Origin of the sequence: Motilimonas sp. 1_MG-2023, assembly GCF_030547455.1 — a bacterium.
GTDB lineage: Bacteria > Pseudomonadota > Gammaproteobacteria > Enterobacterales > CBDFNC01 > Motilimonas.
The window spans coordinates 19,084-31,680 of record NZ_JAUOPX010000026.1 but is presented as its reverse complement, the minus strand read 5'-3'; the positions used below and the strand labels follow the sequence as shown (position 1 = coordinate 31,680).

At 43.4% G+C, this 12,597-nt stretch carries 12 protein-coding genes; 8 read left to right on the top strand and 4 right to left on the bottom strand.

The genetic code is table 11. From position 1 onward, the window contains the following. Positions 1-4: 4 nt before the first annotated feature. Entirely contained in the window at positions 5-1,651 is a 1,647-nt protein-coding gene (pgm, locus tag Q4519_RS13935) for a phosphoglucomutase (alpha-D-glucose-1,6-bisphosphate-dependent) (protein ID WP_303513202.1), read from the bottom strand. 21 nt (positions 1,652-1,672) lie between these two features. Beyond that, positions 1,673-2,245 carry a replication initiation negative regulator SeqA gene (gene seqA / locus Q4519_RS13930; RefSeq protein WP_232801036.1) on the bottom strand — a complete coding sequence of 191 codons (573 nt, stop codon included), beginning with the start codon at positions 2,243-2,245 and terminating at the stop codon, positions 1,673-1,675. Positions 2,246-2,519: 274 nt separating this feature from the next. On the opposite strand from seqA, the gene Q4519_RS13925 reads away from it, so the two are divergent. From Q4519_RS13925 to fur, 5 genes are all read left to right on the top strand, one after another. Continuing rightward, the gene (locus Q4519_RS13925; protein WP_303513199.1) at positions 2,520-3,287 is read left to right on the top strand and encodes an alpha/beta fold hydrolase; all 768 of its coding nucleotides are present in this window, start codon (positions 2,520-2,522) and stop codon (positions 3,285-3,287) included. A 121-nt stretch (positions 3,288-3,408) separates the two neighbouring features. Beyond that, positions 3,409-3,630 carry a DUF2788 domain-containing protein gene (locus tag Q4519_RS13920; RefSeq protein ID WP_232801032.1) on the top strand — a complete coding sequence of 74 codons (222 nt, stop codon included), beginning with the start codon at positions 3,409-3,411 and terminating at the stop codon, positions 3,628-3,630. 12 nt (positions 3,631-3,642) lie between these two features. Continuing rightward, on the top strand, positions 3,643-3,918 hold the full coding sequence (ybfE, locus tag Q4519_RS13915; protein ID WP_232801030.1) for a LexA regulated protein: 276 nt from the start codon (positions 3,643-3,645) through the stop codon (positions 3,916-3,918). Positions 3,919-3,945: 27 nt separating this feature from the next. After that, positions 3,946-4,473, top strand: coding sequence for a flavodoxin FldA (fldA, locus tag Q4519_RS13910; protein ID WP_232801028.1), 528 nt, complete (start codon positions 3,946-3,948; stop codon positions 4,471-4,473). Positions 4,474-4,646: 173 nt separating this feature from the next. After that, the gene (gene fur / locus Q4519_RS13905) at positions 4,647-5,069 is read left to right on the top strand and encodes a ferric iron uptake transcriptional regulator (protein ID WP_232801026.1); all 423 of its coding nucleotides are present in this window, start codon (positions 4,647-4,649) and stop codon (positions 5,067-5,069) included. A gap of 103 nt (positions 5,070-5,172) precedes the next feature. Here fur and glnS read toward each other — a convergent pair whose 3' ends face one another. Together glnS and nagE are read right to left on the bottom strand one after the other, a co-directional pair. Beyond that, complete coding sequence (gene glnS / locus Q4519_RS13900) at positions 5,173-6,846, bottom strand: glutamine--tRNA ligase (protein WP_303513194.1); 1,674 nt, start codon at positions 6,844-6,846, stop codon at positions 5,173-5,175. A gap of 161 nt (positions 6,847-7,007) precedes the next feature. Beyond that, positions 7,008-8,504 carry an N-acetylglucosamine-specific PTS transporter subunit IIBC gene (gene nagE, locus Q4519_RS13895; protein WP_303513191.1) on the bottom strand — a complete coding sequence of 499 codons (1,497 nt, stop codon included), beginning with the start codon at positions 8,502-8,504 and terminating at the stop codon, positions 7,008-7,010. 635 nt (positions 8,505-9,139) lie between these two features. Between nagE and nagB the strand changes: the two genes are divergently transcribed. The 3 genes from nagB to Q4519_RS13880 are packed head-to-tail and all read left to right on the top strand — an operon-like array spanning position 9,140 to position 12,321. Next, complete coding sequence (nagB, locus tag Q4519_RS13890; RefSeq protein WP_232801022.1) at positions 9,140-9,940, top strand: glucosamine-6-phosphate deaminase; 801 nt, start codon at positions 9,140-9,142, stop codon at positions 9,938-9,940. Between the two features lie 17 nt (positions 9,941-9,957). Next, the gene (gene nagA, locus Q4519_RS13885; protein WP_303513189.1) at positions 9,958-11,094 is read left to right on the top strand and encodes an N-acetylglucosamine-6-phosphate deacetylase; all 1,137 of its coding nucleotides are present in this window, start codon (positions 9,958-9,960) and stop codon (positions 11,092-11,094) included. A gap of 3 nt (positions 11,095-11,097) precedes the next feature. After that, positions 11,098-12,321: an ROK family protein gene (locus Q4519_RS13880; protein WP_303513188.1), complete on the top strand. Its 1,224-nt coding sequence runs from the start codon at positions 11,098-11,100 to the stop codon at positions 12,319-12,321. Positions 12,322-12,597 lie beyond the last annotated feature (276 nt).

Sequence of the window (12,597 nt, the reverse complement as noted above, 5' to 3'; positions counted from 1 at the left end):
AAGTTTACAGCCCGGCTTTTGTAAATGCCGCCGAGACAATTTGTTGAGCCTCATGTTGGATACTCTTTAGGTGCTCTTCATTTAAAAAAGATTCCGCGTAAATCTTATAAATATTTTCGGTGCCGGATGGCCGCGCGGCAAACCAACCATTTTCAGTAACCACCTTTAAGCCGCCAATCGCTGCATTATTGCCTGGCGCATTGGTTAGCTTAGCGAGAATAGGCTCACCTGCTAGTGTGCTGGCTTCAACCATCTCAGGGCTAAGTTTACTAAGAACCGCTTTTTGTTCTGGTGAGGCTGGTGCATCTAAGCGTTGATACAAAGGCGCACCAAATTCAGCGGCAAGCGCTTGATAATGCACGCCAGGGTCTTTTTTGGTGACCGCAATAATCTCTGCCGCTAATAGCGCTAAAATAATGCCGTCTTTGTCAGTGCTCCAAACACCGCCGTCTTTGCGTAAAAACGACGCACCAGCACTTTCTTCACCACCAAAACCAAATTCGCTATTAAATAAACCTTCAACAAACCATTTAAAGCCCACTGGCACTTCACACAATGGTTTATCCAGTTTTTCTGCTACGCGATCTATCATAGAGCTAGACACTAGCGTTTTACCGATTTTCGCACTGGCAGGCCATTGAGGACGATGGCCAAATAAGTATTGGATCGCAACAGCAAGATAATGATTTGGGTTCATCAGGCCAACAGAAGGGGCAACAATACCGTGACGGTCATAATCTGGGTCATTGGCAACCGCAATATCAAACTGGTCTTTTAGTTTGATCAGACTCGCCATGGCGTAAGGTGATGAACAATCCATGCGGATCTTGCCATCTTTGTCTAAGGTCATAAACGAGAAAGTAGGATCAACTTTATCGTTAACCACGGTAATATCTAAACCATAATGTTTCGCGATAGCGGGCCAAAATGCCACGCCAGAGCCGCCTAACGTATCGACGCCAATTTTTACGCCCGCTGCAGCAATGGCCTTCATATCCAGCACATTTTCAAGATCCGCCACATAAGGAGCGACATAATCATAGTGCTCAGCTTTGGCCAGTGCGGTTTGATAATCCATACGTTTAACGGCGGTTAAACCTTGCGCTAAAATTTCATTAGCTCGGTCTTGAATAATTTTCGTGACATCGCCATCGGCAGGGCCACCATTTGGCGGATTATATTTAAACCCGCCATCACGCGGTGGATTATGTGATGGCGTAATCACGATACCATCAGCAAAGGGATTATCACCACTACGGTTAAAGCTCAAAATGGCGTGAGAAATAACCGGTGTTGGGGTATAACCTAAACCCGCTTGCACCACAACATTAACCCCATTGGCAACTAACACTTCTATCGCACTAGCAAACGCTGGCTCTGATAAAGCGTGGGTGTCCTTACCTAAAAATAACGGACCTTGATAGCCTTGCTGCTGACGATATTCTGCAATCGCTTGACTAATAGCCAAAATATGATCTTCATTGAATGCACTGTCAAATGAACAACCACGGTGACCAGAAGTGCCAAAAGCGACTTGCTGTTCACGTACCTCTACGTTTGGCTTATTAATATAATAAGCCGAAACTAAAGTAGGAATATCCGTTAAATCTTGTTGCTCGGCAGGTAAACCTGCACGTGGGTGAAGTGACATAATTATCCTTAAAGTTTGATATCAGATTTTTTCACATGCTTTTTCTATCACATGATGGGCATACCCCATACTTGCCATCAACTGCGCGATAATAATACGTTTTCTACCTGTATTAGCATTGGTGATCACCCAAAATGGTGTATCAGGGATCGCTCTTGGCTTACAGGTTTTCCCCCCTTCTTCAAGGGCCTCTTGCGAGGTAGCTAAATACAAGCGCTTGCGACCACGGGTGGTCTCGCTAGCACTGGCAAATAATGCTTGGTTATGTTTATACATTTGCGACAACATCAGCAAAAAGCGCTCTACTGAATGTTCAACATTGGCTAACATGGCGCTGTCTAAAAAAGACTGCAAGCTAGCGGAGTCAGGCGTCTCTTGTTGTGTTACCGACGGTTCAGCCTTAACAAGTACTTTTTTAACCGTTTGTTTTGTTGCAAGGGGTTCACTGCATTTTACTGCTTCTGTCGTCCCTTGATCCGTTAGCGGGGGTAACGATAGTAAACGACGTAAAATTTGTGAAGCGCTTTCACCTATATCTTTTGTTTGAGCAGCAATATATTGATACAACTCATCATCAAGCTCTATTTTTTTCATTTCTTACAGGTATTTCCGACAAAACATGGGGGGATTATACCCAGACTCAGGCTGACACTCCAAGACTTTGCGCTGATCTATCAGTACACTTGCTCAGTATGTATTCAAGCTGGGCCGAGGTGAGTTCCAAGAATGTTAAAGGCGAGTTTGAAACGCTCTGGTTATCGCGACTGATTCTCTTTATGCTAAGCACCTGAGATGTCTAAGCCAGTGGCAGAGATAATTGATACTATATTGCATCAAAATGACAACACAGTTAATGAAAGAGTAACCCATGCAACTTAATTACAAAATAAATGGTCAGGGAGAGTCCGTCTTTCTCATCCATGGCTTATTTGGTAGCTTGTCTAACTTTGGCTTGTTGCACCAAGTACTGAGCCATCATTACCGAGTCATTTCGATAGACGTTCGCAATCATGGCGAATCGCCGCACCACCCAAGTATGGCCTACGAAGAAATGGCCGATGATGTGCTGAAGTTGGCGAAACTACTCGACATTAAAACCTTCTCACTGGTAGGCCATTCAATGGGCGGTAAAATTGCCATGATGGTAGCCCTGAAAGCACCAGAAAAAGTGCATAAATTAGTGGTAGCCGATATGTCACCCGTCAACTACGAGCCTCGTCACCAAGGCGTGTTTGCCGGCTTACAAGCCGTTGCTGAAAGTGAGGTTCAAACCCGTGGCCAAGCGCAACAATATTTAGCCAAACACGTTGAAGAGGTTGGTGTACAACAGTTTTTGCTTAAGTCTTTATACCACCATAAAGATAAAATGATTTGGCGCTATAACTTAGCCGCCTTAGTCGAGGGCTACTCGGACATCATTGCGTGGCCTGATACCGACCAGAAATTCAATGGACCAACCCTGTTTATAAAGGGGCAGTTGTCCGACTACATTATTGACGACTATTGGCCACACGGGCGGCGCCATTTTCCCAATGCAAAAATAAAAATGATCATGGGCACTGGGCATTGGTTGCATGCTGAAAAGCCAGCCATTTTTAATAAATTAGTAAACGATTTTTTACACGCAACAAGTTAGCGAATGGGCATCAGTTATGGTATATTCCCGCGGTTTAGATACCCAAGCAACCCTCGCTGCGCATAGGCCTTGACGTTACTTGGGTCTAATTGAGCCTAACTGATCTTAAATTAAGTGTCTTATGTTAAGTGAATATGTTGAAGAAATAGAAACTTTAGGCCTTTATGGCTTTTACATCATGATTTTCCTACTAATTGGGCTTTCAATTAATGATGTATTAAAGCGCAGTAATGTGCCTAAATTTGGCCGTACAATTGTATGGATGGTATTGTTTTTAGGCTGTGCGGGATTTGTATCCAAAGGCATTATTGAAGTTTTTTGGGAGTCTAACGGGCTAGGTTAAGCAGTAAGAAACATGGCAAAAGAGCTAACTGATAGAACGACGATAGACCTTTTCTCTGAGGATAAACGGCCAGGTAGGCCGAAAACGAATCCGCTATCGCGCGAACAACAACTTAAAATTAACAAACGCAATCAAATCAAACGCGATAAAGCGAAAGGTTTGAGACGAGTAGAATTAAAGGTGGAGCAACAGTTGTTTGAACAGCTAAACGATTTGGCATTGCAGCAAAACATTAGCCGCAGTGAACTCATTGTTTATATTTTAGAACAACAGCTCACACCACAATAGTAATCTTAAACAACAGGTAATTTCGATATGGCAAGTGTAGGGATATTTTTTGGAAGCGACACAGGAAATACTGAAGCCGTCGCAAAAATGATCCAAAAGCAACTTGGTAAAAAGCTAGTTGAAGTGAAAGACATCGCTAAAAGTAGCCAAGCTGAAATCGATGAATTCAGCTTACTTTTGTTTGGTATCCCAACTTGGTACTACGGCGAAGCGCAATGTGACTGGGACGACTTCTTTCCCGAGCTAGAAGAAATTGATTTTAGTGAAAAATTGGTCGCTATCTTCGGTTGTGGAGACCAAGAAGACTATGCTGAATACTTCTTAGATGCGATGGGTACCCTACGCGATATCATCGAAGCAAAAGGAGCAACCATTGTCGGCCACTGGTCTACCGAAGGTTATGAATTTGAAGCCTCTAAAGCACTCGTAGACGATCAACATTTCATCGGGCTAGGTATCGATGAAGACCGTCAACCAGAGCTAACTGCAGAGCGTGTTGAAACTTGGGTGAAACAAATCTACGACGAAATGTGCTTAGCAGAGTTAGAAGATTAATTCTCTGAGTAAATATGAGCCTCGCGTGCCCGCGGTGTCATATTATAAATACAATTGAATGCTATTTTTGTTAAGGTGGACCTTGCCCACTTTAACAAAAGCATTGTAAGCTAAATATATTCGTATCGGAATAACTCCGATTTCACGCAAAATATCAGGACAATATCCCTACCATGGCCGATAACAATAAAGCACTCAAACAGGCAGGTTTAAAAGTCACCCTGCCTCGGCTCAAGATTCTTGAGCTTTTAAGACAGCCTGATAGCCAGCACATCAGCGCAGAAGATCTCTACAAAAAACTTATCGAACTCGGTGAAGAAATTGGTTTAGCGACCGTTTATCGTGTCCTTAACCAGTTTGATGACGCAGGCATTGTCACGCGCCACCATTTTGAAGGCGGCAAATCGGTATTTGAACTATCGACTATAGAGCACCACGACCACCTTGTATGTTTAGACTGTGGCGAAGTGATTGAGTTTACTGATCAAATGATTGAAGATCGCCAAGAAAAAATTGCAGCCGAGAATGGTATTGAGCTCACTAACCACAGCTTATACCTTTATGGCCGCTCAGTTGATGGTAAATGTAACCACTAAGTTACGTCAACAATACGACACCTAAGTCAAAGATGTCGGTAGTCAACTAATAAAAAAGCCGCAATAGCGGCTTTTTTAGTAGGGTCTGTTTATTGCCTCAAGATCAGCCTTCCACTTTGCCCCAAGTATCACGTAAGGTAACAGTGCGGTTAAATACAAGTTTACCTTCGCTGGTATCCACATCATCTAAGCAAAAGTAACCCTCGCGTTCAAACTGATACGCTTTTAGAGGCTCAGCATTGGCTAATGACAACTCTGCAAAGCCTTGTTTAACCACTAAAGAATCAGGGTTTAACACCTCGTGAATATCTTCAGCACTCCCCGGGTTGGCAACAGCAAACAAACGGTCATATAAACGAATTTCCGCAGGCACGTTTTGCGCCGCGCTCACCCAATGGATCACACCTTTTACCTTGCGACCATCAGCAGGGTTTTTGCCCAAGGTATCAGTATCATAGCTACAACGTAGCTCAACTATTTCACCTTGCTCATCTTTAATCACTTGTTCAGCTTTGATCACATAAGCATTACGTAAACGCACTTCTTTGCCTAACACCAAACGCTTGTACTTTTTATTGGCTTCTTCACGGAAGTCATCACGATCAATATAAATTTCACGACTAAAAGGTAACTCACGAGTTCCCATGGTTTCATCTTTTGGATGATTAGCCGCATTGATCATTTCAACCTGATCTTCAGGGTAGTTTTCAATCACAATTTTAAGTGGATCAATTACCGCCATTGCACGTGGAGCATTCACTTCAAGATCTTCACGAATACACGCTTCTAACATCGCCATTTCAACAGTGTTTTCTTGCTTGGTAACACCAATGCGCTGACAAAAATCAACAATAGAAGCAGGTGTATAGCCACGACGGCGAATACCAGCAATAGTAGGCATACGCGGGTCATTCCAACCACTGACAATCTTTTCTGTCACTAAAGCATTTAGCTTACGCTTCGACGTTAACGTACTTTCTAGGTTTAAACGTGAAAATTCAATTTGCTGTGGATGACATGAGATGGTGATATTATCCAATACCCAGTCATATAGCGGACGGTGGTCTTCAAACTCAAGAGTACACAGGCTATGTGTAATACCTTCGAGCGCATCCGAGATACAATGAGTAAAATCGTACATGGGATAAATGCACCACTTGTCACCGGTTTGATGGTGATGAGCGAAACGAATACGATAGATCACCGGATCGCGCATTTTCATGTTAGGCGATGCCATGTCAATCTTGGCACGCAACATCATTTCGCCTTCTTTAAATTCACCCGCACGCATGCGCTGGAATAAATCTAAGTTTTCTTCAATTGGGCGATCGCGGTAAGGGCTATTTTTACCAGGCTCAACCAAAGTGCCGCGGTATTGGCGTGTTTCTTCAGCATTTAACTGACATACATAGGCTTTGCCTGCTTCAATTAGCTCAACCGCAAATTGGTACAATTGGTCAAAGTAGTTGGACGCGTAATTAATATCACCGTGCCAGTTAAACCCTAACCATTGTACGTCACGCTTAATTGCTTCAACGTAGTCAATGTCTTCTTTTTCTGGATTGGTATCGTCAAAGCGCAAGTTACATAGCGCATTATCGTAATCACGAGCAATACCGAAGTTTAAACAAATCGATTTCGCGTGACCTATATGTAAGTAACCGTTTGGCTCAGGTGGAAAACGGGTATGTACGCGTCCACCGTGCTTACCGTTTTTAATATCTTCATCAATGATTTGACGAATGAAATTGCTAGGACGAATGTCCGCCTGACTCATCGCATACCTCGAGTAATTAAAATAATACCAATAAAATAGCCGCTAATGATCCCCCATTCGCGGCTTAAGCACAATAGCTGATCGCATCGCAATGATATATTTTAGCAACAAAAAAGGGAGCCGAAGCTCCCTTAGTTCATACTAGGTTAAGACCCAGTTGATTATTTACCTGCGATAGCTTTCATTTCGCTAGCAACAAGCTCTGCTTGTGGACCTAGGATAACTTGTAAGTTGTTATCACCTAGTTTCACCACACCCATAGCGCCTAAGCCTTTAAGGGTGCCTTCGTCAATCACGCTGCGGTCTTTAAGAGTCAGACGTAAACGAGTAATACAAGCATCAATAACTGTTAGGTTATCTGCACCACCTAACGCCGCTAAGTATTTTTCAGCTAGTTCACGCTTGCTTTCATTACCACTTGCTTTAGAAGAAGTGTTTGCTTCAACTGCTTCACGACCTGGTGTTGCAAGGTTGAACTTAACAATCACAAAGCGGAATACGCTGTAGTAGATAGCGAAGAACACTAAACCTTGTGCTACTAGCATGTACCATTTGTTCGCTAGCGGGTTGTTTGCTGATAAGAATAAATCCACAAGACCAGCAGAGAAACCAAAGCCTGCTGTCCATTGCATAGAAGCTGCGATGAATAGCGAGATACCTGTTAATACAGCGTGTAAGAAGTACAGTACAGGCGCTACGAACATGAATGAGAATTCTAGCGGCTCAGTTACACCTGTGAAGAAAGATGCAAAGCCAGCTGCAATCATGATAGATAGCACGCGCTCTTTGTTTTCTGGTTTAGCTGTGTGGTAGATAGCTAAAGCTGCACCCGGTAGACCAAACATCATTACAGGGAAGAAACCAGCCATGTAGCGACCTGTTTCGCCTACAACTGCAATTGTGTTGCCATCAGCGTCTAGTTTCACACCGTTAACCACTTCGCCAGCAGCCCACCAGTTACCTAGATCGTTAATGCCTGCGAAATCAAACCAGAATACTGTGTTTAGTGCGTGGTGTAGACCAACAGGGATAAGCAGACGGTTGAAGAAACCGTATAGACCCGCGCCAACATCACCCATACCCGTAATTGCTTCACCAAAGTGAATTAACGCACCAAAGATGACAGGCCAAACGTACATAAGCACAAATGCAAGAACAATAGCAGCCCAAGAACATAAGATAGGAACAAGGCGTTTACCGCTGAAGAATGATAGTGCTTTGTGTAGCTCTACTTGGTAGAAACGGTTGTAAATCTCAGCCGCAACCACACCTGATAGGATACCCACAAACTGGTTGCTAATTTTAGCAAACGCAAGTTTCGTTTCAGGGCTGTCCATTGCAACTAAGCCAATTTGCTCCACTGCACCTGGACCAAGAAGGGTCGTAATTACCATAAAGGTAACAAAACCTGCTAAAGCCGCTGCACCGTCTTTATCTTTTGACATGCCGTATGCCACACCAATGGCGAACAGTACTGACATGTTATCAATGATCGCTGCACCTGATTTAATCAGGAATGCGGCCATAGCATTACCACCACCCCAACCCGTTGGGTCAATGTAGTAACCAATACCCATTAATACGGCAGCAGCTGGCAAAACGGCCACGGGGACCATTAGCGCTCTACCAATCTTTTGTAAATAACCAAGAATATTCACAATTACCTCTCCTTTCCAATAGGTCATTATGTGTGTATTTGAGTGCGTAGATTTTTTATTTTTAAGCTAGCTTTTATCTACCTAAAGCAAGCATAGATGGCAGCATAAGGGATTTATTTCGCTGCGCAAATTAATATTCAAAACTTTTGTGATCACGGTCAACAGCACTACACCTTTAGTCTCATAACTGTGCTTAACACCACATATTTAGCTCCAATGAGCCTCTTAAAAGCTTCTATATGGCAATTTGAGGCCATTATGCCAAGGTAGCAAGAACAATATGAAAGGGCCTTATGGTGAGCTCAAACTGACTGAATACGATGATAAATTACGAAACGTTGCTTCGGTGGCGATATTTGACCTTAAGTAGTACTAATACTACAAAGTAAAATCATACACTTATTTAATACCTTCAGCTTAGATTCTTGCTAAAAATATGTAATTTTGGCCAGAAAAATAAAAACTTGCTAAAAGCCATCACAAATACTAAGAAAAGTTTCTTCTCGCTGCGAATTAACTATTGCAATATTTCACGACAATCGCCACAATGACTTTAAATTTAGGGGTGAGATAATCACCCACAACGTAAATTACATTCACTTTAATCCTTTTAATTTGTACTGGAGAGATACCTCATGAGACTTATCCCACTTGACACAGCAAAAGACGTTGGCCTTTGGTCTGCACGCTACATCGCTGATCGTATTAACAAGTTTGCGCCAACCGCTGAACGCCCTTTTGTACTAGGTTGTCCTACTGGTGGTACGCCTCTAAACACTTACAAGCGTTTAATTGAACTTAACAAAGCGGGCGAAGTAAGTTTTGAGCATGTCGTCACATTCAACATGGATGAATACGTAGGCATCGCCCCTGATCATCCAGAAAGCTACCGCAGCTTCATGTACAACAACTTCTTCAATCACATCAATATTCAAGAAAAGAACATCAACCTACTTGACGGTAATGCCGAAGATTTAGAAGCGGAATGCCAACGTTACGAAGACAAAATTAAAAGCTACGGCCAAATCAACCTATTCATGGGTGGCGTAGGCACAGACGGCCACATCGCATTTAACGAGCCAGCATCATCGTTAGCGTCTCGTACACGTATCAAAACATTAACGCCAGATACCCGCATCGCTAACTCACGCTTCTTTGACAACGACATCAACCAAGTGCCAAAAATTGCCCTAACCATTGGTGTCGGCACACTACTTGATGCAAAAGAAGTATTGATCTTAGTAACAGGTCATAACAAGGCACAAGCACTTGAAGCCGCAGTTGAAGGTAGCGTAAACCATTTGTGGACGGTATCTGCACTGCAACTTCACCCTAAATCAATTATCGCTTGTGACGAGCCAGCAACACTAGAACTGAAAGTGAAAACCCTAAAATACTTCAAAGAGCTTGAAGCTGGCAATGTAGGTAACCTTTAAGCCCTAAGGAGTGACAGATGTACGCGTTAACTAACTGTACAATTTACACAACTGAAGCGGTGCTTACTGAGCATGCTGTATTAGTTGAAGGCGACCAAATTCACTCGATCGTTGCGGCTGCTGATATAGCAGCCAATATCGAGCAAGTTGATTTAAATGGCGCCAATCTTGCCCCAGGCTTTATCGATCTACAGCTTAATGGCTGTGGTGGCGTGATGTTTAATGATGATGTGTCGATTAAAACACTGCAAATCATGCAAGAAGCCAATCTGAAATCAGGTTGTACTAGCTACCTACCCACCCTGATCACATCTTCAGACGAAGATATGAAAGCGGCACTGCAAGTAGGTCGTCAGTACATGGATGCAACGCCTAATGAAGTATTAGGGTTACATCTAGAAGGGCCTTATTTAAGCCTAGAGAAAAAAGGTATTCACCGCCCTGAGTTTATTCGCAAACCAGCTCAAGAAATGATTGATTTGATTTGTGAAAACGCCGATGTAGTGAGCAAGGTCACACTGGCACCAGAAAACACCCCTATTGAAGTAATTAAACAATTATCTCAAGCAGGTGTTGTGGTATCACTAGGCCATACCAATGCAACTTATGAGCAAGCCAAAGCAGCTATCGATGCTGGTGCGACTTTTGCTACCCATCTATTCAATGCGATGAGCCCAATGACAGGCCGTGAGCCTGGAGTACTTGGCGCAGTTTATGACAGTGAAGATGTTTACACTGGCATCATTGTAGATGGTTTCCATGTTGCTTATCCGAACGTGCGCATTTCTAAAAAAATCAAAGGTGACAAACTGATTTTAGTTACTGATGCGACGGCACCTGCAGGTGCAAATATTGACCAATTCGACTTTGTCGGTACCACGGTATACTACAAAGATGGTAAATGTTTCGGCGCAGACGGCACCTTAGGTGGCAGCGCAGTAACCATGATCGAGTCAATCGAACAATCGGTTAAGTTCGTTGGTATTGAATTAGATGAAGCTATTCGCATGGCCACTCTTTATCCTGCGAAAGCCGTCTCTGTCGAAGATAAACTGGGCGTCATCGCGCCGGGTAAAGTAGCCAACTTGGCTATTTTCAACAGTGACTTCAAAGTAACCGGTACCGTGGTTAACGGTCTTTATAAGAAGCAATAAATAATGAAAAACGGATTGATAGCCAATGTAGATTTAATTAAACAAGTAAATAGCGCAGCTGTTTATCGCTTAGTTGATTCTCAAGGGCCAATCTCTCGCGTTAAAATTGCCGAAGTCAGTCAACTGGCTCCGGCAAGTGTCACCAAAATTACCCGCCAGTTAATTGAACACGGGTTAATTAAAGAAGTGGCACAACAAGCTTCAACCGGCGGCCGACGCGCGATCTCACTCACCACCGAGACATCCAAATTTCATTTTGTCGCCGCCAAAATTGGCCGGCGACTTCTTACCCTTTCTTTATACGATTTATCCGGCAAAGAAATTGTAGGTATCCAGCTACCGATTCAAGTAACAGAGCAAGATGATTTAGTCGAGTTTCTCTGTCAAACATTAGCCGATTTTATTGACGAATATGCACGTAAAACCAAAAAGTTAATCGCCATTGCGGTAACCTTATCGGGTTTGGTTAACCCGCAATCTGGTATTGTGATTTATACGCCCCGATACAATATGCGCAACTGCCCACTGGCAGACATCATCTCACGACGCTTTTCAATGCCAGCCTTTGTCGGTAACGACACCCGCGCCATGGCACTGGCCGAGCACTACTTTGGCGCATCAAACGATTGTGACGATTCTATTCTTATCACTATCCATCACGGTACTGGCTCAGGGATTATGTCTCGTGGCCAAGTATTTCTTGGAAGTAACCGAAATGTGGGTGAAATAGGCCATATCCAAATTGATCCATTAGGTAAACGCTGCCATTGTGGCAACTATGGCTGCCTCGAAACCGTGGCGTCTAATGAAGCCATAGTTGAACAGGTTAAGCAGTATATTGCAGAAGGCCGTCAAAGCAGCCTCGGCGGCAAGCAAATCGACATTTCCAGTATTTGCCAAGCGGCCAACAAAGGCGACGCGCTTGCGATTTCAGTGCTTACTAATGTCGGTAAATATCTCGGCCAAGCTATCGCGATCATGGTGAACTTATTTAACCCTGAAAAAGTGTTAATTGCCGGAGAGATAATGGCGGCAGACCAAGTATTGCTGCCAGCCATTAAACAATGTGTTCACCATCAATCTTTGCCTAGCTTTCATGACAACTTGCCGATTGTGCCAGCAAAATTTCAAAAGCAGCCAACCATGGGCGGTTTTGCCCTAGTCAAGCGCGTGTTACTTGATGGCTCGTTATTACAAACCATTATGGAAGGCAATCGTCACCAGTAATGGCTCTTTGTGTGACTACCCGCTCCCAATTATACCCAATCAACTTGGAGAGGCTTGATTTCAGCAAGATTTTACACACGTTTAGGCAAGGCATTGATTGCAGGTAATGGCTTCTCCTTATCAGAATCAATAACACAGCATAAACACGGTGGCGCTCTGAAACATGCATCTTCAGTTGATTGGGTATAAAAGTATTAACACTAATCGGCAATAAACTCTTAGCCCAGCGCTGTTCACTAACAATGCGCTACCGCATTTAGCTGAGTAGCGCATTGA

Bases quoted from the DNA above. Each gene is read 5' to 3' on its own strand.
- pgm (WP_303513202.1), bottom strand. From the start codon at position 1,651: ATGTCACTTCACCCACGTGCAGGTTTACCTGCCGAGCAACAAGATTTA.
- seqA (WP_232801036.1), bottom strand. From the start codon at position 2,245: ATGAAAAAAATAGAGCTTGATGATGAGTTGTATCAATATATTGCTGCT.
- Q4519_RS13925 (WP_303513199.1), top strand. From the start codon at position 2,520: ATGCAACTTAATTACAAAATAAATGGTCAGGGAGAGTCCGTCTTTCTC.
- Q4519_RS13920 (WP_232801032.1), top strand. From the start codon at position 3,409: ATGTTAAGTGAATATGTTGAAGAAATAGAAACTTTAGGCCTTTATGGC.
- ybfE (WP_232801030.1), top strand. From the start codon at position 3,643: ATGGCAAAAGAGCTAACTGATAGAACGACGATAGACCTTTTCTCTGAG.
- fldA (WP_232801028.1), top strand. From the start codon at position 3,946: ATGGCAAGTGTAGGGATATTTTTTGGAAGCGACACAGGAAATACTGAA.
- fur (WP_232801026.1), top strand. From the start codon at position 4,647: ATGGCCGATAACAATAAAGCACTCAAACAGGCAGGTTTAAAAGTCACC.
- glnS (WP_303513194.1), bottom strand. From the start codon at position 6,846: ATGAGTCAGGCGGACATTCGTCCTAGCAATTTCATTCGTCAAATCATT.
- nagB (WP_232801022.1), top strand. From the start codon at position 9,140: ATGAGACTTATCCCACTTGACACAGCAAAAGACGTTGGCCTTTGGTCT.
- nagA (WP_303513189.1), top strand. From the start codon at position 9,958: ATGTACGCGTTAACTAACTGTACAATTTACACAACTGAAGCGGTGCTT.
- Q4519_RS13880 (WP_303513188.1), top strand. From the start codon at position 11,098: ATGAAAAACGGATTGATAGCCAATGTAGATTTAATTAAACAAGTAAAT.